Origin of the sequence: Jeotgalicoccus huakuii (assembly GCF_036665975.1) — a bacterium.
Taxonomy (GTDB): domain Bacteria; phylum Bacillota; class Bacilli; order Staphylococcales; family Salinicoccaceae; genus Jeotgalicoccus; species Jeotgalicoccus marinus.
This window is the reverse complement of sequence record NZ_JAVIYN010000011.1, coordinates 14,208-37,809: the sequence shown is the minus strand read 5'-3', so window position 1 is coordinate 37,809 and position 23,602 is coordinate 14,208. Positions and strand designations below refer to the sequence as shown.

The following is a 23,602-nucleotide window of genomic DNA, read 5'->3' as shown; positions in this document are numbered from 1 at the left end:
ATAAATCAACAGTATTTTCTAAACTCTTATATCCATCTTGATTTAGAATAGCTTCTTCATTTTCAAATAATTTTTCTACTGTAAGATCTTTATCCCAGTAGCCTTAGTTAGAACCAAAGAAGTTCTCAGCGACTCTTCCTGCTGCCACTTCGAAAATTTTACCATTATATTGATTATCTTTGTGAGATAACCACAAAACAGCATAAAATTTCATCTGGTCGTCATGAATATGGACGAACACGTGAAACGATTGGTCACTATGAACCGACCCAGAATGTTTTTCGCTAAAAAAGCAGCCCATCAGTCTATCTTTAACGACATCATCCTGGTTACAGCCTGGATGACGACGCTCGCAGCCATTTGGATTTCTTACGGTTACTGGCGAAGTAAACGTAAGGAGAGTAAATAACCATCTAAAAATTACAGCAAGGAACAGACACAGGTGATTAAAAACAGGGTTCAGTGTTCGAGATGATGATCTCAAACACTGAACCCTTTGTCTATCAATTAATGATATTGCTATTTTGATTGCATTTAATTTTTATGCTTTGGCTGTTTCTTTACCATTTGTGATGAATGTCACTGCAAGCAGTATAATCACAGACACCGGCAGCCCGATGAAGATGGGATGCAAACCGAAAGGATGTCCTGCAATCTGCCAGAGGACGGCGATAATCAGTCCGCTCCACATGGAAGCAAGACCAGCAGCCGTCGTCACCTTTTTCCAGAACATGCCTAAGATTACCGGTGCAAACAAACCTGAGACTGTCATCGCCGTGCCGGTCACCATCAGATTGACAATTCCAGGAATGGTAAGTGCCAGCACAAGCGCAATGACGGATATAATCAATACCGACAACCTGCTCCATAACAGCATCATTTTATCACCGTGGTGTGAAAAGTTCGGTCTGATGATATCATTGACGAGCGAAGACGACCCTGCCAGAAGGAAAGAGTCCGCACTGGATATGACGGCTGCGAGCAGCAGGACAATCATAAAGACGACCAGCGGAAAAGGGAATACTTCACCTACGACTCCGTAATAGACGAGAACTGGATCAATATTTCCAAGCTCGAGGCCGTAGCGGCTGAGTACGCCGATGGCGACAGCAACCGCACCGATCGTTACCGCGACGATCATGGAAATAATATATCCGCTGCCTGCTATTTTTATACTGTCGGCTGCCCAGACCCGCTGCCAGAGATCCTGCCTGACAAATTGGAAGACTGCAAGCGTGAGAAGATAAATCATTATCTCACCCGGTGTAATATTCATCACGCTGAGCATATCGCCTTCACCGGCAGATGCGGCCCGGTCCGCAATCGAACCCCAGCCTCCTGCAGCTATCAATACTGATGCAAACAGCAGGACAACACCGAGCACAAGAATAATTCCATGGAAAGTATCCTGCCATATGACGGTCTTCAGTCCGCCGAAATAAGTTTTAAGCGTGAGCAGTACCCAGCCGATGATAATTCCAAGCGTAACATCCAGGTCGAGAGTCACGTTCAATATCGTCGCGATGGCGACAAACTGCATACCGGTCATCGCACAATATGAAAATAGTATACTGATGACTGTCGGTATGCGCGTCTTCTCACCATAACGCAGTGCGGTATAGTCACCGATTGTGACCATCTTATAAGTCTCTCCAAGACTTCGGACACGATTGAGGACAAACAATGCAAAAATGATGACGCACATAAACATAGTAATATGTATCCACTGCTGGCCCATCCCGAGGCTGTAACCATTCTCCATGTAGCCGAGCAAGGTCGATCCCCCGACGCCGGTGCCGATAAATGTCAGGATTAAAGGGAAGAATGAAACAGTTCTGCCGGCAACATTATAATCCTCATATGTTTTCGTCTTTCGGTTGATATACAGAGCCAGCAAAATCAATAATATGAAGTACACAAAAACAATGACTGATAAGATGATTCTCTCATTTTCATCAAACAAATAACCACTCTCTTCCTTAATTTTGAATTGTCATGGGTGTAATGAATTATGCTGCTAAAGCATCTTTTTAATAATATCATATCTTAACCTGAATCATCCATACTGCCACAGGAAACATTAAATGACTGAAAAGTTTAAGCAAGTAAGAACTCACTAAAATCATTCAAATTGAGACTGATGAATAACAATTTCTCAGGAGTACCAGTCCCTGATATGGTTTTACTTATGATATCACTCAATCTGATATATTAAATCTACAAATTTCTAAGAAGCTTGCGACTAGTTCGTCAATAGATGCATCACAACCATCTTCAATCCACTTCATTAAAATATTTAAAAATCCTCCTGTATTGTAATATAAAGCATATACCATATGAGTATCTTCTATTCGAAAATTAAACTTTTCTTTAACTTCTAAATGTATATCAGGTAATAACTGATTGAATTGAAGTAATAAGAATGGGGTTAAGTTATGTAGGTTAATTAATTTCAGAAACTCAATTTCTTCTAAACAAATTGAAAAGAATTCCCTAGATAAATATTTCATATTTAACTTATTTGCATACTTCAATCTATTTACATACTTTGTTTTTATTAAATTTATTCCGTAATTGAGAATATCTAGTTTTGAATTATAATTTCTGTAGAATGTTGTTCTATCTAGATCTGCGTTTTTTGTTATTTCAGAAATTGTTATTTTCTCAAAAGATTGATCTTTCATAAGTTCAATTAAACTTTCATAAAGCCATAGCTGAGAGTTTTTAACTGATGGATTGTTAGAATACTTTATTTTATTCATCTCCTAGCAACAAAAATCAAATTATGTTGAACTTCAAGGCAAAGTATTGAAATACAATTAATTTAAATATACTCTATAGTCAAAAGTTCAACAAGTGTTGCAGTTAGGAGTGGGAGAATGGGGAAGATTTTATCCAAAGGTACTATAAAAGTCGGTAGTTTAATGAACTTAAAGAATAGAATTAATTACTTTAAGGTAGCCCCTGACGGTATGGAGAATGTCATCCAACAGGAAAGATATGTAAATAAAATTAAGTTAGATAGAAAATTTATACCATTAGTAAAACTGTATATTTCTCTTTTAAATGGTTGCTCATATTGTATTGAGATGCATTATAAAGAAGCTACTAAGAAGAAAATTGATCAGAATCGTATTGACTGTATTTTGAAACTAAATACGGATAATAAATTATTTAGTGAGAAAGAAAAAACACTTTTAAACTTTGCAAAAAAAGTAACTATAATTTCAGAAAATAGAATTTCTGATACAGAGTACCTAGATGTAAGAAAGTACTTGTCAGAAAAAGAATATATTGATTTTGTTTTGCTCATAAATCAAGTGAATACCTGGAATCGTATTTCGATTAGTTCAGGTAATACAGGCAAAGATATACCAACTGACTAAACTTAGTACTTATACAAATCTTTTTATTTATTATGATTGTTCAAGTAATGAATACTCACCTAAACTTTAAAAAATTACAGTGGATAATGTAGTCGAACAAGCAGAATTAATGGCTAATAAATTGTAAATATAAAAAAAGACCTAATATCAATCAGATATTAGGTCTATATTCATTAACCATAAATTATAATTAACACGCATCAACGGTGATAAGCTTCGGCGTATCGTTTTTCTATGCGGCCTTTTTGTAAATATTATTAATTTCTCACTTCATCCCTTCCTCAACTTATTATGGAAGATACAATCACTAGCAGTAGTTTATGTATTCAGTGAGTACATTAATTATTAAATAAGTCTAGAAACGAGACAAAATTAATAGGCATGTCCCCCTTTGAGCATTTCAGGAAACACACCTTAAAATCAGACTAAATCTAAAAGTTCACTTTTTGGTAGTGCATCACATTTTTTCGTGTTGCTTATCGCAATCTCAGATCGTCTCTTATTATTACACATACTCAGGTTATGGTATATTAAGATCTTCCCAGCCAAGTATGATATTATCTCTTTTTATTGTAGCTGTTTTCTTTATTTAAGGCATAATCGTTTAGTTATTTTTTGACGACTTTTTTGGATGAGCTTTTTTAACCAATAAGATGCAATACAAAAAGAATATCAAACAGTTTATATAACTATAAATTTTCTACAACTATCTTCTTCTCACTTTTTTCTACACGGTAATTTCTTATAGATACAATTAAAATGATAACTGCGGGAATAAAAGTAACAACATTTGTCAAGAATATCGCTAAATCACCTATTAATATTCCGTAAATAACCCATACAAGCACACCAGTCGTTGAAAGACTATACATAGGTATAGAGATATCCTGTGTTCTTTGGGTTTTAATAACTTTAAATGCTTGTGGGATAAATGCAGAGCTAGTTAAAACGCCCGCTAGTATACCCAAAAGTGTAATTGACATTTTTCCTCTCCTTTTTATTTTTATAATTATTCTATAATAAGATAATACAAATAAATATTTTAGTAAAGTTTTTACTATAAAAATCATAAATATATAGTTTTTTTACATTATATTGTTATTTTTCTATTTAAATTTATCTATTAACCGTTTAAATTGAGCTAAATTACTATTTAAAAATTTTATTTTACTAATTTTTTTACTTATTTTTACTTGAAGTTAACTATTGCTTAATAAAAGGATTTTATAATGACACTGTCACATAAGAGTGATAAAAATTTCAGGAGGAATAAAATGAATAAAAAAAGCAGTAATTTATTATTATTTAGTTCATTGATGTTAATGATTTTTGTTCTCGTAGCCTGTAGTAATGATTCATCAACTGATGAAGAAACGGCAAGTGGTGACGGGGCAGGCTCAGAAAGTGATTTATCAGCGGACCTACAATATTGGTCTAGCTATAATGAAAGTGAGCCACAAGCTAGAGTATTGCTTGATGCAGCAGATGCGTTTATGGAAGAAAACCCAGGTGTTTCAATAGAATTTACTTTCAATGGTAGAGACAACTCTGAATTATTACCAACAGCCATTCAAAGTGGAAGAGACATACATATGTATGATGCCAATGCAGTTAATATTATCAATCGCTTTTCAAACTCGAACATGAACTTAAATGAATTTTTTGAAGAGTCATATCCAACTACAGAAGATACACCTCTAAAGGATTACATTTCACAGCCAATGATCGATCTCGCTAGAGATTTAGGAGAAGACGAATTATTCTATGTACCTATGAATCCACAAGCTTTTGTATTCATGTATAACAAGTCAATTTTTGATGAGGCTGGTGTTAATGAAGTTCCACAAACATGGGAAGAGTTTGTTGCAGCCGGCGAAAAAATTATTGAAGCAGGATATACGCCTTTAACAACAGACCCTAATTACTCTACAGGGATTTTCGGGTATTACCTATCAAGTCTCAAGGGAGAAGATTGGGTATTCGATTTAGTTGAGGACGAAACTTATGAAATGTGGAGCGATCCAGCGGTTTTAGAAGCAGCCAAAGCTATTGAAGAATTAGCAGATAAAGGTTTCTATGCGGATAATGTTTCAACAGTACAATTCCCACAAGCTCAACAAGAATTTGTTATTGATGAAAATATAGCTATGTATCTTAATGGAACATGGATGCCTGGGGAGGTACAAGATACAGTGAGCGAAGACTTCGAGTGGGGGCAATTCCAATTCCCTACAGTTGAAGGCGGAGTTAATGATAATACACATACTGCGTATAGTTCATATGGTATAGGTGTAAATCAAGATAATACAAATGAAGAAGCTGAAGCAGCCTTCAATTTTGCTGTTTTTGTCAACACAGGTGAATGGGACCAACAAATGGTAGATCAAGCTAAAGCATTACCAATTGATACAAATAACGAAAACCCAGAAGCTTTAACAGATATGGCTGAGATTTTTGAAAATACAGAAGGTAACTATGTTTCTCAAACAGCAATCGCAACTAACTCAGATAATTCACAAATAATTCGCTCAGCTTTCATCAACTTAATTTCAGGAGAATCAACTGCTGAAGAATTTATTGCAGAAATCCAGGATTCAAATTAGTTAATATACTTTTTGAAAATCACACAAGGGGTTGCCTAGATCAGGCAATCCCTTGATTAAAATTGAAGGTGTTAAATTATGGTAATGAAGAAGAAAACGATATTCATGTTTTTAGCCCCAGCATTAATATTGTTTGGTTTGTTTATACTTTATCCAGTAGTGAGAACTGTAATAATGAGCTTTTTCAATGTAAATACAATAACTTCTCCAACAAATGAATGGAGCTTTGTTGGTATGCAAAACTACATAGATTTATTTAGTAATCCAACATTTAGAATATCAATGGTAAATATAATAAAGATTTGGGCTATAACTGGTTTCTTTACACTAGGTATTGCGCTTGTTTTTGCAGCAATTTTAAGCACTAAAATTTTTGGACGTAAATTCTTCACTTCTATTATATATTTACCAGAAGTTATATCCGTAATTGCTATTGGATACGCTTGGTTACTTTATGTATTTAATAGTCAATTTGGTTTAATAAACTCATTCTTCTCGGTAATAGGATTAGAGAGTCTTTCTAATATTGAATGGACCTCACCTGATATGTTGTTAATTTCTATGATCATTGCTGCTGTATTTGGGGCTATAGGTCAGTACACATTAATGTACTTATCCGCAATGACTCGAATTCCTGAAGACTTTTATAATGTAGCAAGAATTGAAGGTCAAAATAGTATCTATCAGTTCTTTAAAATTACGTTACCTTTAATAAAGGATGTTATTCGAACTACTGCAGTATTATTTACGACATCAACAATTGGGTTCTTTGCTTTCGCACGTGTATTTAGTCATATTTCTACAATTACGCCGATGCTTTTTACTTACAATCAAATATTCGGTACAGAAATAAATCCTGAAACTAATGTTGGTATGGGTGCGGCTTCAGGTGTAATGATGTCACTAGTTGGAATATTCTTCTTTATTCTATCGAATTATATTATTAAAAAGTCAGATTACGAATATTAAATGCTGAGGGATTTTATGAAAAATATAAAAGCAAGATTATCAAGAATGTCGTTTAATAAAAACCAACTCAAATTGACTCCTGCTTATATTATACTGATTGCTTTTACAGTATTTATGGCATACATGTTGGGTTGGATACTATTCGCTTCCTTTTCTTCAACTCGTGGTATTTTCACAGGTAACCTATTTCAAGATGGACTTAATTTAGATAGTTATCGTCAAATACTCTTTAACAGTAATGGACTTTTAACAATCTTTAACACTTTAATTTATACAGTACCTAGTTCATTATTACTTATTATTATCTGCGCACCAGCAGCTTACGTTTTAGCAAGATTTGAATTTAAAGGTAATAAGTTGACTCAACAATTAATGGTCATAGCACTTTCAGTACCTGGAATAATGATTACGATGCCATTATTTTTCCATTTTAGTTCTCTAGGTGTTCATGACTCTAGACTGGTTATCATTCTATTGTTTACAGCAAACTCAATACCATTTGATGTATATTTCTTAACCGCATATTATAAAAATTTATCATATAGTTATGAAGAATCAGCAGCTATAGATGGTGCAGGTCCGCTAAGAACTTTTTGGGAAATCATGTTTCCCATGGCTAAGCCAGCAATAATTACAATTACAATTTTTAATTTAATAGGAAAATGGAATGCGTATTTTTTACCATTAATTTTTGCAAATACTCCAGGTATGCGACCGGTCGGGGTCTGGTTAGAAACGACTATTACTTCAATGATAACTACTGGAAATTACAGTGGAATGTTTGCGGCTGTTGTACTAGCAGCTTCACCAACTATTATTCTGTACTTCTTCTTAGCCAATAGGCTATTGCAAGGTGTAGAACAAAATGGCGTTAAAGGATAATTACTTGTATTTACTAAGGAGAAATAAGAATGACAAATATTAAATTAGAAAATATTTTTAAAACATATGGAGATGCTTATGCTGTACAGAAATTTAATTTAGATATAAACAGTGAAGAATTTATCGCTTTAGTTGGCCCCTCTGGGTGTGGTAAATCTACAACATTGAGAATGATTGCTGGATTAGAGGAAATAAGCAGTGGAGATTTACTTTTTAACGATAAAAAAGTCAATAAACTTGAACCTAAAGACAGAAACATTGCAATGGTATTTCAAAACTATGCACTTTATCCTCACCTGACTGTTGAAGAAAACATTAGTTATGGGTTAAAGGTAAGAAAAATACCTAAGAAAGATAGAGAGAGTAAAGTCACAGAAGCAGCGTCTATATTAGGATTATCTAATTATTTAGATAAAAAACCGGGTGAACTTTCCGGTGGACAAAGACAAAGAGTAGCCTTAGGTAGAGCCATTGTCAGGGATTCAGATATATTTCTTATGGATGAGCCACTATCTAATCTTGATGCCAAGTTAAGAGTAGTCATGCGAGCAGAAATCATAGAATTACATAAAAGACTAAAGACCACAACAATTTATGTTACTCATGACCAAGTAGAGGCAATGACTATGGCAGACAGAATTGTAATAATGAACAAAGGTGAGATTCAACAGATTGGATCGCCTAGGGAAGTGTATCACAAACCCGCTAACACATTTGTAGCAGATTTCATCGGTTCGCCTCCAATGAATATTGTTGATGCAGAGTATATCAGCGGTAAATTATTTATAGAGGATACAGAATTTGAAATAGTACTGAATGACAAACAACGAGAAATATTCAGTAATAGTAGAATTGAACATGTAAAAATCGGTGTCCGACCAGAAAAATTAAATATTATAACTAATAATGAAGATGAATATGAAACAGTTATAGACTCTAATATAAGATTAAATGAATTTCATGGCTCAGATCAAATCTTATACTGTAACTGTGGTGTAGAATTAATTGTTAAAGTATCAGAAAATGTAAAAATTAATATCGATGAAAAAATTTCTCTAGGATTGCAAGCTGATAACTTACACTTTTTTGATTATGAAAATGGTGAAAGATTGGAGAGTTTTGATTTCGGAGATGAAAAATAAAAAATACATTTTTGTCACTTTAATATTGATAACTGTGTTTACATTAATCTTAGCGATTTGGTTGTTTAATAAGAATCGAATAGATATGAGCTTAACTAGTCCAGAAGAAAAAATTCAAGTTAATATTTTTAAAAACAAAGATGACCAATTACAGTATTCAATTTCAATGAATGACAAAGAAGTAATACTACCTTCCGACCTAGGCGTGGATATCGAGGGAATTGGAGATATCGGTCATGGTGCTAGTTTAATTGAATACGATATTGAAGAAGTAAATGAGGAATATTTGAACCATGGAAACACAAATGTCGAACATAATCATCATAATCATTTGAAGTTGAAGCTTAAGAAAAATAACTATGAATATTTTCTACACTGGAAAATATGGGATAACGGTATAGCCTTTAAATATGAATATCCTAATACTCAGAATAAATCGATTAATGAAGAAAATTCAACATTTAAATTTGACCCTGAGACTTTAGCTTGGTATCAAATGAACAATAATACAATGCAAGACATCTATAATAGTAAAAAAGTGAAGGATCTAAATGGTAATGAGATTATGACAGCTTTATCGACTTTTGAATTACCAGATAATCAAGGTTATGTATCTTTATCAGAAGCGAACTTAAAAGATTATGCAGGAATTGCTTATAGAGTAACAGATGAGAAATCATTAAAGGCTCATTTTTGGAATGAAAGAAATGGGTTTGATACCAATTCAAAAGAATCACCATGGCGAATAGCAGTAATTTCAGATGATCTTAATGGTTTGGTTAACAATAACATTGCAGAAAATGTATCTGATCCTCCAAATAGAAAATTAAGTAAGTACGATTGGATTGAACCAGGAAAAGCGACATGGTTTCATGCAGTTGATGATAGTGGAAATTTAAATGAAGAAGACGGAAAAGAAGTACTTGAAAATGCTAGTGAACTTGGAATTAAATACATGGTTATAGGTAACGATTGGATTAACTGGGGAGAGACTCTAGATGATTCCTTACTAAAAGTAGAACAGATTGTAAATATGGCTAATCATTATGATATCGGTATATTTATCGGTAAGGATGTTCCAGGTTTGGAATACAATTTATATGAAAAAGATACAAGGGATAAATTCTTAAAAAAAGTAAAAGAGACTGGGATTTCAGGGGTTAAATTTGGTCATATAGAGCAAGAACATGCAGAAGCAGTTAACATATATCATGAATTACTCCAAACAAGTATGGATTTAGAACTTTTAGCAATTTTCCATAATTCCAATAAACCTACAGGATTATCAAGAACATATCCAAATCTTTTGTCACAAGAAGCAGTTCGTGGAATGCAATATAATTTAAGTACGAATAATACTAATATCATACCATACACACGTTTAATCTCAGGTGGTGCAGATTTTACACCTATAAACTTTACCGATCCAGTCAGATTAGGTGATGGAACATGGACACATATGTTAGCTAACACGGTTATTATTCAATCTAATTTACTTACCTTCATGGATAGTCCAAATACTATAATGAAGAATGACGGAGCTGAGTTTGTGAAAAATGTACCGGCAATTTGGGATGAGACTATTGTACTACCGGAAAGTGGAATAGGAAAATTATCTGTGTTCGCTAAAAGAAAAGGTGATGACTGGTTCCTTGCAGTTCAAAACTCTTCCGACAATAAAGAATCGTTAAATCTTAGATTAGATTTTCTCGATGAAGATATCGAATATTCCTCATTAGAGTATTCAGACATTAAAAATGAAAATAATAAATATGAAATTAATGAAGAAAAACGTAATAATTCCAGTGAAATAAGTATTTCTCTTAATGAAGGTGGCGGCTTTGTTGCACACTTCAAAGCAAAATAAAACTTAGTGAGAAGGTGAGTATTTTGAGTTTTGACCGACAAATAAAGACCTGTATAAAAATAATTAAAAACCAAAAGAAAATTACAGGTATGCCAAGTATAAAAGTATTAGCGGATTTTCCTTGTGAAGTTATTGACAATAAACCTTACTTTTACGAGCTTGAATCAGAGTATGTGTTCTTCATTAGCCATCCACCATTAGATGACGCTAATCTTTTAGATATAGTCGTTAGTTTGAGCGAAGAAAATTTGATAGACAAGATAATCATAGATAATCAATATCTAGACTTTATCGAGTTTGGAAAGAAAGTTAAATTTTCACTAACTATTAGTGAATTATCAGAAAGGACACATACACTGGAAATACATTCACTTTTACGTGAAGGAGGCCAAATTATGAGGATAGAACATAATCAACCCGATAGATTAATCGGTGAGTATACTGAATACCCTGAAACTGAAGTAAAGGCAGCACTCCATTATATGTCTGCTTCAAGGGAAATATTAAGACTATCCGGTGCAGCTAAGACAGTAGAAGAAAATAAATTAGGGCACTTCCTTATTTTAGGTTTCGAGACAAATAATTTCATGCATAAAGACTTCCCTCCACATTGGCATTTAATTTTGAGATGGCCATATCGTGCTGGTTCTCAAGCTCCACATATATATTTAGACAAAGAAGGAAAAAATGTTTCTAATAGAGTATCAATCGATTGTATGCCGAAATTATCTGCTACTTATAATGTCGATGAATGGTTTGGGTTTGTGGATATGTATGGAAAAAAACAACTTTTTATAAAAGTTGATGATGATGGTGGCTATAGTTTAACAAATGATAAAGTCACAGTATACAAAGTGTCACCATATAAAAGTGGCAGTGGAGTGTCAATTTCCATGAATGGACATAAAATTAAATATATTTTTGTTGATGACAACTCATCAGATGGGAAAATGACGATTATTTCTCAGTCATCTATTGATGAAACATATTTAAAAGAATCACTTCATTATGATCCACATACAGGGAAAATTTTCGAAATTGAGACTGATTATGGTAAGGGGGAAATATGACTAAATTTATAGTTTTTTCAGACCTTCACTCAGAGATTATAGATAATTACAAGGAGAGAGTTGCTAATATTATTGGTGAATCAGTGATATCTCAACCTGATTTTATAATAAATCTAGGAGATATGGGATATTTCGGACAGACTTCTAATTCACTTTGTAAAGTCGAAAATCAGCCTGTTAATTATAATATTTTTTATGAAGAAGATACGCTGAAGTATAAAGATAGAACGAATGAAATTTTAGAAAGTTTCTCAATGCTACCAATACCTCTTATTAATGTTTTAGGAAATCACGATATGGATTTTAATACAAAAAGTGATGCGATTGCATCCTATGACATTCCCAATAATTTCTACTATAAAGATTTAAAAGAGGTAAGACTAGTAATTTTGGATACAAATTATTATATTTCTGATAGTTCGAAAGAAATAGATTATGAATGTGGTAATAATTTTAATGAAAAAAAACAAGCAGTATTAAGTGATGAACAGTTACGATGGCTTGAGAATGTTGCTTTAGTTACCGATAAAAGAATAATTATACTATCTCACAATCCTCTCAAAGATGAAAAGAGAGGTATTGCGAATGCTCATAAGTTCAAAAAAATAATAAATAAAATGAGTAGCAGAGTAATATGTTTATCCGGGCATAAGCATATTGATAAAATGGAAGTTGAAGATAATATAGTCTATGTAGAAATCAATAGTGCTTCTTATTTTTGGCAAGGTAGAGATAAACTTTTACAAAATGAAATAGACGAGGAAGATTTAAAAGATCATCCTGTTCTCCCTTATATAATAAGGTATAGAAAACCGCTTTTTGCTATAGTAGAATTAAAAGAAGATTTTTTAAGTATCTACGGGAGACAACCACTTAAAATGAAAGAGGATGAATATCTTGAAAAGAAAGGTATTTCTCAGAAGATAAGTGATTACCATATAAAATTATAATTATTTATATATAGTAATTTATTAAAAACATATGTTAGTGGGGAATCTAATTTGGCTACTATAAAAGACATATCGGAGAAAACAGGTTTTTCAATTGCAACGGTTTCACGTGTGCTTAATTACGATTTTACTTTATCTGTGGGTGAGGAGACTAGACAAACAATACTTGATGCTGCAGAAGAATTATCATATAAGAAGAAAAATCTACGCAATCATAATACTATCAAGTTAGGTGTCCTGATGTGGTACACAGAAAAGGAAGAGCTTAATGATCTTTATTATAGATCAATCAGGCACGGAATAGAAAATAGAAGTAAGCTACTTAATGTACATCTAGTAAAATTTTATAATAAAATAGAAAACTTAAAATCTGAAGAACTACAGGGGATTATTGCGGTTGGAAAATTCAGTGATAACCAAATCAAAACTTTATCGAGCATTTCTTCTAATATTGTTTTTGTAGATTCAAGTCCAAATGATGAAATTTATGATTCAGTTGTAATAGACTTTAAAACTGCTACAAAAAAAGTATTAAATCATTTTATTGAAAATGGACATGTCAATATTGGATACATTGGTGGAAGAGAATCATATACAGATAATTCAGCGAGTTTAAAAGATAGGAGAGAAATTGCTTTTAAAGAATATCTAGCTGAAAAAAAATTGATGCATGAAGATAGAATGTTCATAGGTGACTATTCTGTTGAGCATGGGTATAAACTGATGAAAGAAGCAATTGAAAAACTGGGAGATAATTTACCAACTGCCTTTTTTGCAGGAAATGATCTATTAGCAATCGGTGCTTTGAGATCATTACTTGAGAAAAAAATTGATGTACCTGATCGAGTAAGTGTTATTGGTTTTAATGATATTAGTGTAACAAAGTATGTATATCCAACATTGTCCACTGTTAAAGTTTATACAGAAGTAATGGGGGAGACATCGGTTGATTTACTATTAGAGCAAATATCAGGAAGAGAAGTATCGAAAAAAACGTATATATCTACAGAATTAGTAATCAGAGAGAGTAGTAAACAAATTTAGAGAGTAAGTTAATCTTACTCTCTATTTTTTCTTTTATGAAAAGTTTGTGTATAAGAACTAAAATTGTTGAAAAAGAAACTATGGAACATAAGAGACATATATTCAGCATCTAGTAAACAAGTTTAATGTTTATTTTGCTAAAGTATTATTTAGATTAAATTGTATGTACGTAACTATTTTAATAAACACGCATCAACGGTGATAAGCTTCATTCCTCAATATCTTATTCACTCTAAATATCTGTTCCATCAACATCACCTTCATCATCTGGTGAGGGTAGGTGAGGGAACCGAAGCTGATTTCTTGGTTACTTCTTTTCTTCACTGATTCACCAATCCCATTACTGCCACCGATCACAAATACAACGTCACTTTTTCCTACATTCATCCATTTTTGATATTCTTCTGCGAATCCTTCACTCGTAAATTGTTTCCCTCTAATCTCCATCGTCACGACATGTTGATTGTCTTTTATTTTCGATAAAATTCTCTCTGCTTCTTTATCTTTAATCAGCTCTATATCTTTCTCACTCGCATTATTCGGTTCTTTTTCATCTGCGACTTCAATCACATCTATTTTTGCATATTTACTTATACGTTTTTTGTATTCTTTTACCGCTTCAACCCAATATTTTTCTTTTAATTTCCCAACCGTAATCAACGTAATCTTCACGTTTTCACCTATCTTTCATCATTATTTTCTATTATACAAAACTGTGGAAAATAACGCATATACACTGTAATTTTATGAGTTATCAAGCACTTATCCACAACCTGTGCATAACTTTTCTACCAAAAACCCTTTGTTTTAGCCATTTTTTTGGGGCGAAACCCTATTTTCTTATTCATTTTTTTGAATTCCACATCTTTTTCCACATTATAAACGCATTTACCCACAGTTTTTATTATCTCTGTGGATAACTTGTTTATTCGCTAAAATAATAGCCAGATTACAGTCTCCTATAATCTGGCTATCTTCTATACTTGATACAGTTCTGTCGGTACAGCTTTATCTGTATCGCATATCATTACACCGTTATGAGTATCGATGTCATACTGATTTAAAATCTGTTCAACACTCATACGTGCGAGTTCTTTAATGTTATTATCCAAGCTCAAATGTCCTAAATAAATGCGTTTTGTACTGTCAGTAATAACGTCTTTCATAGCATGGGCAGCGTCTTCGTTTGAAACGTGACCAACGTCTGACAGGATTCTTTGTTTAGTATTCCATGGATAACGCCCCATACGAAGCATATCAACATCATGGTTGGACTCAAAGACAAAGATATCACTTTCTTTGATAATACCTTTCATTGTGTCTGATACGTAGCCTGTATCTGTAATCAATGAGATTTTCTTGTTCTCTTTAGAGAAAGTATAGAACTGTGGATCAATCGCATCATGTGACACGTTAAACGATTGAATATTCATTCCTAAGATATCTTTTTCTTCCATTGGATTAAACAAGAATTTCTTTTCGGGATTAACAATAATATCCTTACGTTCTATGGCCTGCCATGTTTTCTCATTGGCATAGATTGGAATATCGTACTTTTTAGCAATCACTTTTAAACCTTTAATATGATCTACATGCTCATGTGTAATAAATACAGCATCAACATCTTGGAGTGATTTGCCAATTTGATGGAGCGTTTCATCCGTTTTTTTACACGATAGTCCAACATCAACGAGTACACTGCCTTCAGTTGATTCTATGAATGTACTGTTTCCAGTTGAGCCACTTGCTAATACGCTCATCTTCATGTGCTTCACTCTCTCTCAATAATATCTTCTGTCTGACTTAGTGCATCTACATATAATATGCGCTCAATATCACCATCTGTGATTTCGAACTGCCATTTTGGTCTCATCATCACCTGATTATTTTCTTCTAGTATGATGTAGTAACCCAGTTTTGCACTTTCTATTACTGCATTACCAGTAATATCTTCGTTCATATACAATTCTTCAATAATGACATTGGGATTTCTAACAGTTTGCTTAACAGAATAGTCACTTGGTTTTATACTTTCTATATAACCTTGTGACACCGTCATTGGTTCTTCACTGAAGTATAACCTAGCAAGTTCGTTAGAGAAAATTGGATAATCCTCATACATTTGGTTGAAGACGACTGCGTCAGATTCACTCATTACTTCATCATAATGATACGCTTCGCCTTTGTAAACCGAATTGTTTTTAAATTCCTCAAGTCCACCGCGTGTAAATGCCACATCTTCATCTACTGGTACAGTGGTTTGATTATTTGTCGAATCATCTGCTGAATTAGCGTCTTCAGTCTTAATATCTGCAGGTTCTCCAACGATCATCTGCATCTCTCTACTTTCATAATCTTCGAGTACGGATGTATCTATATTCGTTTTCGATAAAACATCTGACTGCTTTGATAGACGGCTGACTTCTTCATTTGATTCATTATATATCATATAGATTAAAACGAGGTTGATGACGATAAAGGCGGCTAGGAAAATAGATTTTGTTAATTTCCAATCCATTATGATAAGCCTCCTTCATTAAATTTCATCCATGTACCGTCGTATTTAACATACCACTGTGGTGTATAATCAATAAATTCAAAATCAGTATCATCGTTTGCATAAGTCATATCATAACCTAGGACAATTTTGGAAACCTTTTGTAAATCTAAGTTGTCATCTAATGCAATTTGATAACGGACGTTCTCTATATCGTATAGTTCAACTTCTCCACCATCTGAAACTTTAGCAGCCGTACGAATCAATGGTATGGAATATTCGTACACTGAATTATTTCCGTATTTAACCGTAGTAGATGATGAGAGTGAATTACTAAAAATCACTCGTCCATGTAGGGTAAATCGATAGGTTGCTGAATTTTCTTCTGGATTATATTCAAATAAGAGATTATTTTGAGCTAAGCCGTTATGAGAGTTTAAGAAATAATATATATCTTGAATTGTTTTATGCTCGTTATCACTCGCAGTTGTCGCTTCGTTTAAGTTTGTATAGTTATACTCAAAGGTTTCTGGATTAAACGTTGCAATACTATTCTCACTTTCATAAATCGAAGTCTCTCCTGAAGATGGACTTTCTACAGGTTGATCCATAAACATAACCCTGTTCATAACGTCCACATTGATCTGTGAAATCATAAATCTCTCTACATTTAAGCTACCAGGGGAAGAAGGTCCATATATCGCTGTCATGTTGTTTGACGTATTTTGATTGGTAATGATTGCAGTATAATCCTCAAAGTTTTCTTCATGGTCATCTACGAGACCTTGTAAGAAGTCTGCACTAATATCCGTTTCGACAACGGCAACTCTAGAGCGACTTTCGTCTAGTAAATTGAAAACAACATTTTCTTCTTTCATATCTACAACAATACGATCAAAGGAGAATTCAGCTATCGTCTCATCATGATTTAAACCCAGCATCTGAAATAGCGACTTAGAGGGTACATCTGAAAAATAATCAATGATTAAAAACTCTTCTTCCTGTGTCTCTTCACCACGAACGCTCAGGTTATTAATAGAGTTATAGATGTTCATACTCGTCACATTGGAGCCATCTAAATGTTCTCTAACCTCAATTAAAGTCTCAGGTTCTGTGGTTCCTTTAACTTCATCACCACTAACCTTGACCATCTGATAAGTACTCATGACTTGTTCAAATGTAACACGTTCACCTTGACCAATATTTGTAGTGCCTTCAAGTGTTGTATCTATTTCTGAAAACTCTGGTTCGTAACTCCATACCCTGTAGGTCAAAACGACACTAGTTAAGACAAGTACAATGAGGAGGACTGATTTGAATATGCCTTTATACATCCCACTCATCCTCCTCTATCACTTCACAAGGTAAGTTGATAAAGATTGTTGTCCCTTCATTTTCTACACTGTTCGCCCAAATTTTACCGTTGTGTGCTTCAACAATTTCCTTAGTGATTGCGAGTCCAAGACCCGTACCACCCATTTTACGCGCACGTGCTTTATCGACACGGTAGAACCTATCAAAGATACGTTCTACTTTATTTGATGGGATACCTAGACCGTAGTCTTTAATACGTACAGTCATGCGATTATATAGGGTATTCTGTTTTAAATGAATATCGACACGTTTCGGACTTCCATGCTGATACTTAATTGCATTGGAAAGGACGTTATCTAATACCTGACCCATCTTATCGACAGCGATATCTGTAAATAACGGTGCGTCAGGGATGTGACGATTGAAAACAACTTCATCCTTATGTGTCATCTCAAAGCGGTCGATAATACGGTTAATGAATAACTTGAAGTCGACGACTTCTGTTGATATTTCTTCTGCATCATTATCCATTCTTGAAAGCTGTAAGAGATCTTCAACCAAGCGACTCATTCGGTCAGTCTCTTCTCTCGTTACACTCAAGAATTTCGGTGCGATATTTTCATCCTGCCATGCACCTTCTTGTAACGCTTCTAAGTAACTGCTCATAGATGTCAGTGGAGTACGTAATTCGTGCGATACGTTCGCAACGAATTCACGACGTTCTGCATCGATTCTTTCTTGTTCTGTAACGTCATGCAATACAGCAATATAACCATTAATAAATCCAGTATCTGTAACGATTGTAGAGAAGTTCACTCGAATCGTTGTAACGCCATCCGTTGTATCAATGAAGATCAGATGACTCTCGTTTGCTTCCTGAATGATGTTCTCTAAGTTTAAGTCTTCACCCAGTTTAAGAATATTGAGCATATCATCGCCTTGGAGCTCATACGGTGATTTATTTAGATTCAACATACCAATGGCCATATCGTTAACGATTCTAATACGACCTTTTCTGTCGGTCGCAATGATGCCATCAGACATGTGTGTAATTACTGAATCGAGACGTTTCTTTTCACTTTCTGTATTCGCCTGGGCTTCTTGAACACGCTTAGAAAGGATGTTAAAACTACCTGCTAATTGTCCGATTTCATCATCACTATAAATTTGTACACGTGATGTATAATCCCCTTCGGACATTAAGAGGGCTTGGTTTCTCATATCTGTAATTGGCTTAGTGATGGTTCTCGCCACAAAAATACCGAGTATACTTGTAATGACAAGAGAGAAGAATGTCGCAATAATAAAGGTATTATTGATTGCTTCTAACTGCTGATACACACTTTCCATATTTGATTCAACATAAATAACACCGACAACTTGATCGTCGATGATAAGCGGTTGATTTAAAATCCAGACGCGTTGGTCGTCCTTGTCTACATTGACGAAAATCTCATCGTTAGCGATACCTGAATTCAGGGCATCTTGAGAGAGGTCATCACTTATTCTTGAGCCAACCATTGATTCATTAGAGATACGGCTTGTACCTACAAGCACATTATCCGCATTGATATAACGAATCTCTTCGATATCGGGTCTGTTCCCATAATCAGCTAAGAGCGTTTGAATCTGGCTAAACATTTCAGCCCGATCATCTCCAGTCTCTTCCGAGATTTCCTTGATTCTAGTATCGATAATCGATACTTGAGATTCTATGCTGTTTTTAAAGTTCCCAACCAAATCCCGCTCTAAGCTGTTAGTAAAATACAATCCTATAATTTGCATACCAATAATGATCAAGAGCATATAGATCATTACAAGTTTAAATTGTAAGGATTTTAGGTTTTTCAAAAACTGCCTCATTTAGTCATCACCTTTTATAAAGTAACCAACACCACGACGTGTCATAATGTACTCTGGGTGACTCGGGTCATCTTCTATTTTTTCGCGTAAGCGACGTACGGTAACATCGACTGTACGAACGTCACCGAAGTAATCATAACCCCATACAGTTTCAAGTAAGTGTTCACGTGTCATCACTTGTGCTTTATGTTTAGCTAAATACAAGAATAACTCAAATTCACGGTGTGTTAGATCAATATCTTCACCGAACTTTTTAATCGCATAAGAATCGGGAATTACTGTAATATCTCGAATATAAATATTCTTGTCTTCTGGCACTTCTTCCTTAGCAGTTGATACACTGTTTCTTCTCAAATTAACTTTCACTCTTGCAATGAGCTCTCGAGTAGAAAAGGGTTTTGTTACATAATCATCTGCACCGAGTTCTAAACCAAGTACCTTATCGATTTCAGAATCTTTGGCAGTGAGCATAATAATCGGCATGTCATGCTTTTTACGTACCTCGCGGCAGATTTCCATACCATCCATGCCTGGGAGCATAATATCTAAAAGTACTAAATCTGGGACTGTCTCCATAATTAATTCCAAAGCATCGTTACCGTCATAGGCTGAGTAGACCTCGTAACCTTCTTTTTCTAAGTTAAATTCCAATATATCTGCAATCGGTTTTTCATCATCCACAACAACAATTTTCTTAACCATTTTAATGCCCCTCCGTTTCGCGTACATAATAGTATACGTAAACTTATCCATCTTTAAATGTATCACTTTTCAAGCAAATAAAAAAGTCTGATAGCTTAATTGCTACAGACTCTTACAGACGGTCCCGACGGGAATCGAACCCGCGATCTCCTGCGTGACAGGCAGGCATGTTAACCGCTACACCACGGGACCAACTTACTTATGCAGTTTTAATAAAAATTAAAAGTGACCCGTACGGGACTCGAACCCGTGTTACCGCCGTGAAAGGGCGGTGTCTTAACCGCTTGACCAACGGGCCATATTCTTAATAGATAAATAACACAAAATATATTATACCATGAAGCGAAATTTGAATACAATAGTTTTTTGTAGTTTTAACTAGTGGAATTGATTAATTTCTTAATTGTGTCTTGTAGTTTTGATTTCGAAGCCGAGCTAACACCAGAGCACGCCTTCATAACAACTAATCAAAAAACACCTCGATTAAAAATCGAGGTGCTTCATAATATATAACTTATGCCCAGAAGTCTTTTAGTAAGTTTGTTTGGTTACGGTCTGGACCTACTGAGAAGATAGAGATAGATACACCACTTAGCTTCTCAATTTCACGTAAGTAGTTATAAGCATTCTCAGGTAGTTCGTCTAATGACTTCACGCCCGTAATGTCTTCTGACCAACCTGGCATTTCTTTGTAGATTGGTTTTGCACGTTTTAAGTCTTCTAATGTTGCTGGGTATTCTGTAATTTCAACACCATCGATTTCATAGGCTGTACAGATTTTAACCGTTTCTAATCCACTTAATACGTCGATCGAGTTAAGTGATAGGTCCGTAATACCACTCACACGGCGTGAGTGACGTAATACAACTGAATCGAACCAACCAATACGACGTGGACGGCCTGTTGTTGTGCCGTACTCGCGTCCGATTTCACGGATGTGATCGCCGTCTTTATCAAATAGTTCTGTTGGGAATGGACCATCTCCAACACGTGATGTATAGGCTTTACACACACCGACAACATTTTTCACGTTTGCTGTACCAACACCACAACCAACTGTCACATTACCTGCAACTGGGTTACTTGATGTAACGAATGGATAAGTACCATGATCTACATCTAACATGATACCTTGTGCACCTTCGAATAGTACATTTTCATTACCTTGGAAAGCATCATCTAGTAGCTTAGAAGTATCACATACATACGGTGCTAAACGTTCTGCAGCTGCTTTATATGGTTCGTAAATTTCTTCGTATGTGAAGCCATCGTGATCATATAAAGCTTTTAATGTATGATTTTTGATCTTAAGGTTTTCCGATAAACGACGCTCGAAAACTTGAGCATCTATTAAATCTGCCATGCGAATACCGATACGCTGAACTTTATCGACATAAGAAGGGCCAATTCCTCGTTTAGTTGTACCAATTTTATTATCTCCACGAGCTTCTTCTTCCAACTCATCCTGGAGTAGGTGATACGGTAAGATGACTTGTGCACGGTTCGAAATTCGTAAGTTATCTACACTCACACCACGTTCGATTAATCCATCAAGCTCTTTGATTAAAGAGATTGGATCGATAACAACCCCGTTACCGACGACTGCAAGCTTGTCTTCGTAGAAAATTCCTGATGGTACCAAGTGAAGTTTATATGTTTCTCCGCCAAATTGAATCGTATGACCTGCATTATTTCCGCCTGAGAAACGTGCAATAACGTGTGCATCTTCAGATAGGAAGTCTGTAATCTTTCCTTTACCTTCGTCTCCCCATTGTGTTCCAACAACTACTGTTCCAGACATATGATTGCCTCCAAATGATTGATTATTTACCGTTTATTATTCTACCAATCTTCATACTAAAAATCAAGAAATTCCGAACGTTTTTCACAAGTCTCATGAAAAACATTCGGACTTTTAAGCTGGCGGTATATAATTATCGTCATAATCTCTTCGATCTTGATCGAAAAAGCTGCTATACGATTTGTTGAATATCAGTTTAACTGTCCCTGTAGGGCCGTTACGGTGCTTAGCTAATATAATTTCTATTTCATCTTGAACACTCTGAGCACCTTCTTCGTCATCCTCACCATCACCACGATTATAATAATCATCACGGTATAAGAAGGCAACGATATCTGCATCTTGCTCAATTGAGCCTGACTCACGTAAGTCACTCATCATCGGTCTTTTATCCTGTCTTGCTTCAACACTACGAGAGAGCTGACTCAGTGCAATGACAGGGCACTGCATTTCACGTGCTAAGCCTTTTAGCATACGTGAAATCTCTGAGACTTCCTGCTGACGGTTTTCACCTTGACGACTTCCCGAACCTTGAATGAGTTGGAGGTAGTCAATGATGACCATATCGAGGCCATGTTCTTGTTTGAGTCTTAAGCACTTCGCTCTAATCTCATTGACACGTATACCCGCTGAATCATCGATGAAGATCTTAGAGTTCGCCAGTGTACCGATTGCCGTTGTGAAGTTATCCCAGTCCTGATGGTCGAGTGAGCCTTGACGGAGTTTCGTCGCGTCGATCATACCCTGACTCGATATCATCCTACTTACCAATTGATCCGCACCCATCTCGAGTGAAAATACAGCAACAGTGTAGCCTGCAGGTGCAGTCCCAACATGGCTCGCAATGTTTAAAGCGAAGGCTGTTTTACCCATGGACGGGCGGGCTGCAAGGATAATCAAATCGTTACGACCAAAACCGGACGTCATGAAATCTAAATCACGGAATCCTGTCGGGATACCCGTAATACCATTATCATTCCCAGCCAGTGCTTCAATTTGTTCATAAACTTCATGCACAACGTCTTTCATGGACTTAAAACCGTCATTACGACGACCTTCAGAAACACCCATAATACGTGCTTCAGCTTCTGAAAGTAAGTCATTTATGTCGACTTCATTTTGAAAACCATCATTCGCAATTTCATCTGCGACTGCAATCAATTTACGTCTAAGCGACTGTCTTGCAATAATATCTGCATAGAACTGCCAATTACGACTCGTCGGTGTGACATTTGCGAGTTCCGCTAAATAACGTGGGTTAACCGTGTTATTGAGTTCATCCATCGACCTTAACTTATCTGAAATCGTCACAACATCAAGCTCAGCATTTTCTTCAGATAATAGCATCATCGCACGGAAAATATGTTGATGCTCATGTCTAAAGAAATCTTCAGGTTCAATGACTTCTGCCACATTTAAAAAGATAGAGGAATCGATAAAGATTGCCCCGAGCACCGATTGTTCTGCATCATTATCGTGTGGCATACGGCGATTCATTTCCATTATCGATTC

Annotated in this window: 21 protein-coding genes and 2 tRNA genes; 10 read left to right on the top strand and 13 right to left on the bottom strand. The window is 35.0% G+C overall.

Features of this window, described 5'->3' with window-relative positions; genetic code table 11:
* The first annotated feature begins 259 nt into the window (after positions 1-259).
* Positions 260-409: a hypothetical protein gene (locus V6E76_RS07055; RefSeq protein WP_169515939.1), complete on the top strand. Its 150-nt coding sequence runs from the start codon at positions 260-262 to the stop codon at positions 407-409.
* Between the two features lie 132 nt (positions 410-541).
* On the opposite strand, the gene V6E76_RS07050 is transcribed toward V6E76_RS07055, so the two are convergent.
* The gene (locus V6E76_RS07050) at positions 542-1,963 is read right to left on the bottom strand and encodes a sodium:solute symporter family protein (RefSeq protein ID WP_198687204.1); all 1,422 of its coding nucleotides are present in this window, start codon (positions 1,961-1,963) and stop codon (positions 542-544) included.
* Positions 1,964-2,198: 235 nt separating this feature from the next.
* The gene (locus V6E76_RS07045) at positions 2,199-2,762 is read right to left on the bottom strand and encodes a TetR family transcriptional regulator (protein ID WP_051220536.1); all 564 of its coding nucleotides are present in this window, start codon (positions 2,760-2,762) and stop codon (positions 2,199-2,201) included.
* A gap of 117 nt (positions 2,763-2,879) precedes the next feature.
* Between V6E76_RS07045 and V6E76_RS07040 the strand changes: the two genes are divergently transcribed.
* On the top strand, positions 2,880-3,386 hold the full coding sequence (locus V6E76_RS07040; protein WP_051220537.1) for a carboxymuconolactone decarboxylase family protein: 507 nt from the start codon (positions 2,880-2,882) through the stop codon (positions 3,384-3,386).
* 689 nt (positions 3,387-4,075) lie between these two features.
* Here V6E76_RS07040 and V6E76_RS07035 read toward each other — a convergent pair.
* Positions 4,076-4,369: a SemiSWEET family sugar transporter gene (locus V6E76_RS07035; protein ID WP_026867061.1), complete on the bottom strand. Its 294-nt coding sequence runs from the start codon at positions 4,367-4,369 to the stop codon at positions 4,076-4,078.
* Between the two features lie 291 nt (positions 4,370-4,660).
* Between V6E76_RS07035 and V6E76_RS07030 the strand changes: the two genes are divergently transcribed.
* From V6E76_RS07030 to V6E76_RS06995, 8 genes are all read left to right on the top strand, one after another.
* The gene (locus tag V6E76_RS07030; RefSeq protein ID WP_051220538.1) at positions 4,661-5,989 is read left to right on the top strand and encodes an ABC transporter substrate-binding protein; all 1,329 of its coding nucleotides are present in this window, start codon (positions 4,661-4,663) and stop codon (positions 5,987-5,989) included.
* Positions 5,990-6,067: 78 nt separating this feature from the next.
* Positions 6,068-6,958 (top strand): carbohydrate ABC transporter permease, encoded by an 891-nt coding sequence (locus tag V6E76_RS07025; protein ID WP_026867062.1) that lies wholly within the window; start codon positions 6,068-6,070, stop codon positions 6,956-6,958.
* 45 nt (positions 6,959-7,003) lie between these two features.
* Entirely contained in the window at positions 7,004-7,840 is an 837-nt protein-coding gene (locus tag V6E76_RS07020) for a carbohydrate ABC transporter permease (protein WP_247351671.1), read from the top strand.
* 29 nt (positions 7,841-7,869) lie between these two features.
* On the top strand, positions 7,870-8,982 hold the full coding sequence (locus V6E76_RS07015) for an ABC transporter ATP-binding protein (RefSeq protein WP_026867064.1): 1,113 nt from the start codon (positions 7,870-7,872) through the stop codon (positions 8,980-8,982).
* A 34-nt stretch (positions 8,983-9,016) separates the two neighbouring features.
* The gene (locus V6E76_RS07010; protein WP_247351673.1) at positions 9,017-10,849 is read left to right on the top strand and encodes a glycoside hydrolase family 97 protein; all 1,833 of its coding nucleotides are present in this window, start codon (positions 9,017-9,019) and stop codon (positions 10,847-10,849) included.
* Between the two features lie 23 nt (positions 10,850-10,872).
* Complete coding sequence (locus V6E76_RS07005) at positions 10,873-11,919, top strand: hypothetical protein (protein ID WP_051220539.1); 1,047 nt, start codon at positions 10,873-10,875, stop codon at positions 11,917-11,919.
* The gene (locus V6E76_RS07000) at positions 11,916-12,869 is read left to right on the top strand and encodes a metallophosphoesterase family protein (RefSeq protein WP_026867067.1); all 954 of its coding nucleotides are present in this window, start codon (positions 11,916-11,918) and stop codon (positions 12,867-12,869) included. The genes V6E76_RS07005 and V6E76_RS07000 overlap by 4 nt, the downstream gene beginning before the upstream one ends.
* A 51-nt stretch (positions 12,870-12,920) precedes the next feature.
* Positions 12,921-13,913, top strand: coding sequence for a LacI family DNA-binding transcriptional regulator (locus V6E76_RS06995; protein WP_026867068.1), 993 nt, complete (start codon positions 12,921-12,923; stop codon positions 13,911-13,913).
* A 192-nt stretch (positions 13,914-14,105) separates the two neighbouring features.
* Here the strand turns inward: V6E76_RS06995 and rlmH are convergent, their stop codons facing one another.
* The 10 genes from rlmH to dnaB form a co-directional block, all read right to left on the bottom strand.
* Positions 14,106-14,585, bottom strand: a complete 480-nt coding sequence (rlmH, locus tag V6E76_RS06990; RefSeq protein WP_026867069.1) for a 23S rRNA (pseudouridine(1915)-N(3))-methyltransferase RlmH — start codon at positions 14,583-14,585, stop codon at positions 14,106-14,108.
* Positions 14,586-14,890: 305 nt separating this feature from the next.
* Positions 14,891-15,679: an MBL fold metallo-hydrolase gene (locus tag V6E76_RS06985; RefSeq protein WP_166626391.1), complete on the bottom strand. Its 789-nt coding sequence runs from the start codon at positions 15,677-15,679 to the stop codon at positions 14,891-14,893.
* 5 nt (positions 15,680-15,684) lie between these two features.
* On the bottom strand, positions 15,685-16,431 hold the full coding sequence (gene yycI, locus V6E76_RS06980; RefSeq protein WP_166626392.1) for a two-component system regulatory protein YycI: 747 nt from the start codon (positions 16,429-16,431) through the stop codon (positions 15,685-15,687).
* Entirely contained in the window at positions 16,431-17,744 is a 1,314-nt protein-coding gene (locus V6E76_RS06975) for a YycH family regulatory protein (RefSeq protein WP_198687212.1), read from the bottom strand. The genes yycI and V6E76_RS06975 overlap by 1 nt, the downstream gene beginning before the upstream one ends.
* Positions 17,737-19,587, bottom strand: coding sequence for a cell wall metabolism sensor histidine kinase WalK (walK, locus tag V6E76_RS06970; RefSeq protein ID WP_166626394.1), 1,851 nt, complete (start codon positions 19,585-19,587; stop codon positions 17,737-17,739). The genes V6E76_RS06975 and walK overlap by 8 nt, the downstream gene beginning before the upstream one ends.
* Entirely contained in the window at positions 19,588-20,289 is a 702-nt protein-coding gene (yycF, locus tag V6E76_RS06965) for a response regulator YycF (protein WP_026867074.1), read from the bottom strand.
* A gap of 119 nt (positions 20,290-20,408) precedes the next feature.
* Positions 20,409-20,481 (bottom strand) — tRNA-Asp (locus V6E76_RS06960).
* 34 nt (positions 20,482-20,515) lie between these two features.
* A tRNA-Glu gene (locus tag V6E76_RS06955) sits at positions 20,516-20,587 on the bottom strand.
* A 216-nt stretch (positions 20,588-20,803) separates the two neighbouring features.
* The gene (locus V6E76_RS06950; protein WP_247351678.1) at positions 20,804-22,090 is read right to left on the bottom strand and encodes an adenylosuccinate synthase; all 1,287 of its coding nucleotides are present in this window, start codon (positions 22,088-22,090) and stop codon (positions 20,804-20,806) included.
* Between the two features lie 114 nt (positions 22,091-22,204).
* Positions 22,205-23,593: a replicative DNA helicase gene (gene dnaB / locus V6E76_RS06945; RefSeq protein WP_247351680.1), complete on the bottom strand. Its 1,389-nt coding sequence runs from the start codon at positions 23,591-23,593 to the stop codon at positions 22,205-22,207.
* Between the last annotated feature and the right edge of the window lie 9 nt (positions 23,594-23,602).

What these genes read in the sequence shown, in the direction of transcription:
- V6E76_RS07055 (WP_169515939.1), top strand. Translation starts at nt 260, where the DNA reads ATGAACCGACCCAGAATGTTTTTCGCTAAAAAAGCAGCCCATCAGTCT.
- V6E76_RS07045 (WP_051220536.1), bottom strand. Translation starts at nt 2,762, where the DNA reads ATGAATAAAATAAAGTATTCTAACAATCCATCAGTTAAAAACTCTCAG.
- V6E76_RS07040 (WP_051220537.1), top strand. Translation starts at nt 2,880, where the DNA reads ATGGGGAAGATTTTATCCAAAGGTACTATAAAAGTCGGTAGTTTAATG.
- V6E76_RS07035 (WP_026867061.1), bottom strand. Translation starts at nt 4,369, where the DNA reads ATGTCAATTACACTTTTGGGTATACTAGCGGGCGTTTTAACTAGCTCT.
- V6E76_RS07030 (WP_051220538.1), top strand. Translation starts at nt 4,661, where the DNA reads ATGAATAAAAAAAGCAGTAATTTATTATTATTTAGTTCATTGATGTTA.
- V6E76_RS07025 (WP_026867062.1), top strand. Translation starts at nt 6,068, where the DNA reads ATGGTAATGAAGAAGAAAACGATATTCATGTTTTTAGCCCCAGCATTA.
- V6E76_RS07020 (WP_247351671.1), top strand. Translation starts at nt 7,004, where the DNA reads ATGTCGTTTAATAAAAACCAACTCAAATTGACTCCTGCTTATATTATA.
- V6E76_RS07015 (WP_026867064.1), top strand. Translation starts at nt 7,870, where the DNA reads ATGACAAATATTAAATTAGAAAATATTTTTAAAACATATGGAGATGCT.
- V6E76_RS07000 (WP_026867067.1), top strand. Translation starts at nt 11,916, where the DNA reads ATGACTAAATTTATAGTTTTTTCAGACCTTCACTCAGAGATTATAGAT.
- V6E76_RS06985 (WP_166626391.1), bottom strand. Translation starts at nt 15,679, where the DNA reads ATGAAGATGAGCGTATTAGCAAGTGGCTCAACTGGAAACAGTACATTC.
- yycI (WP_166626392.1), bottom strand. Translation starts at nt 16,431, where the DNA reads ATGGATTGGAAATTAACAAAATCTATTTTCCTAGCCGCCTTTATCGTC.
- V6E76_RS06975 (WP_198687212.1), bottom strand. Translation starts at nt 17,744, where the DNA reads ATGTATAAAGGCATATTCAAATCAGTCCTCCTCATTGTACTTGTCTTA.
- walK (WP_166626394.1), bottom strand. Translation starts at nt 19,587, where the DNA reads ATGAGGCAGTTTTTGAAAAACCTAAAATCCTTACAATTTAAACTTGTA.
- yycF (WP_026867074.1), bottom strand. Translation starts at nt 20,289, where the DNA reads ATGGTTAAGAAAATTGTTGTTGTGGATGATGAAAAACCGATTGCAGAT.
- V6E76_RS06950 (WP_247351678.1), bottom strand. Translation starts at nt 22,090, where the DNA reads ATGTCTGGAACAGTAGTTGTTGGAACACAATGGGGAGACGAAGGTAAA.
- dnaB (WP_247351680.1), bottom strand. Translation starts at nt 23,593, where the DNA reads ATGGAAATGAATCGCCGTATGCCACACGATAATGATGCAGAACAATCG.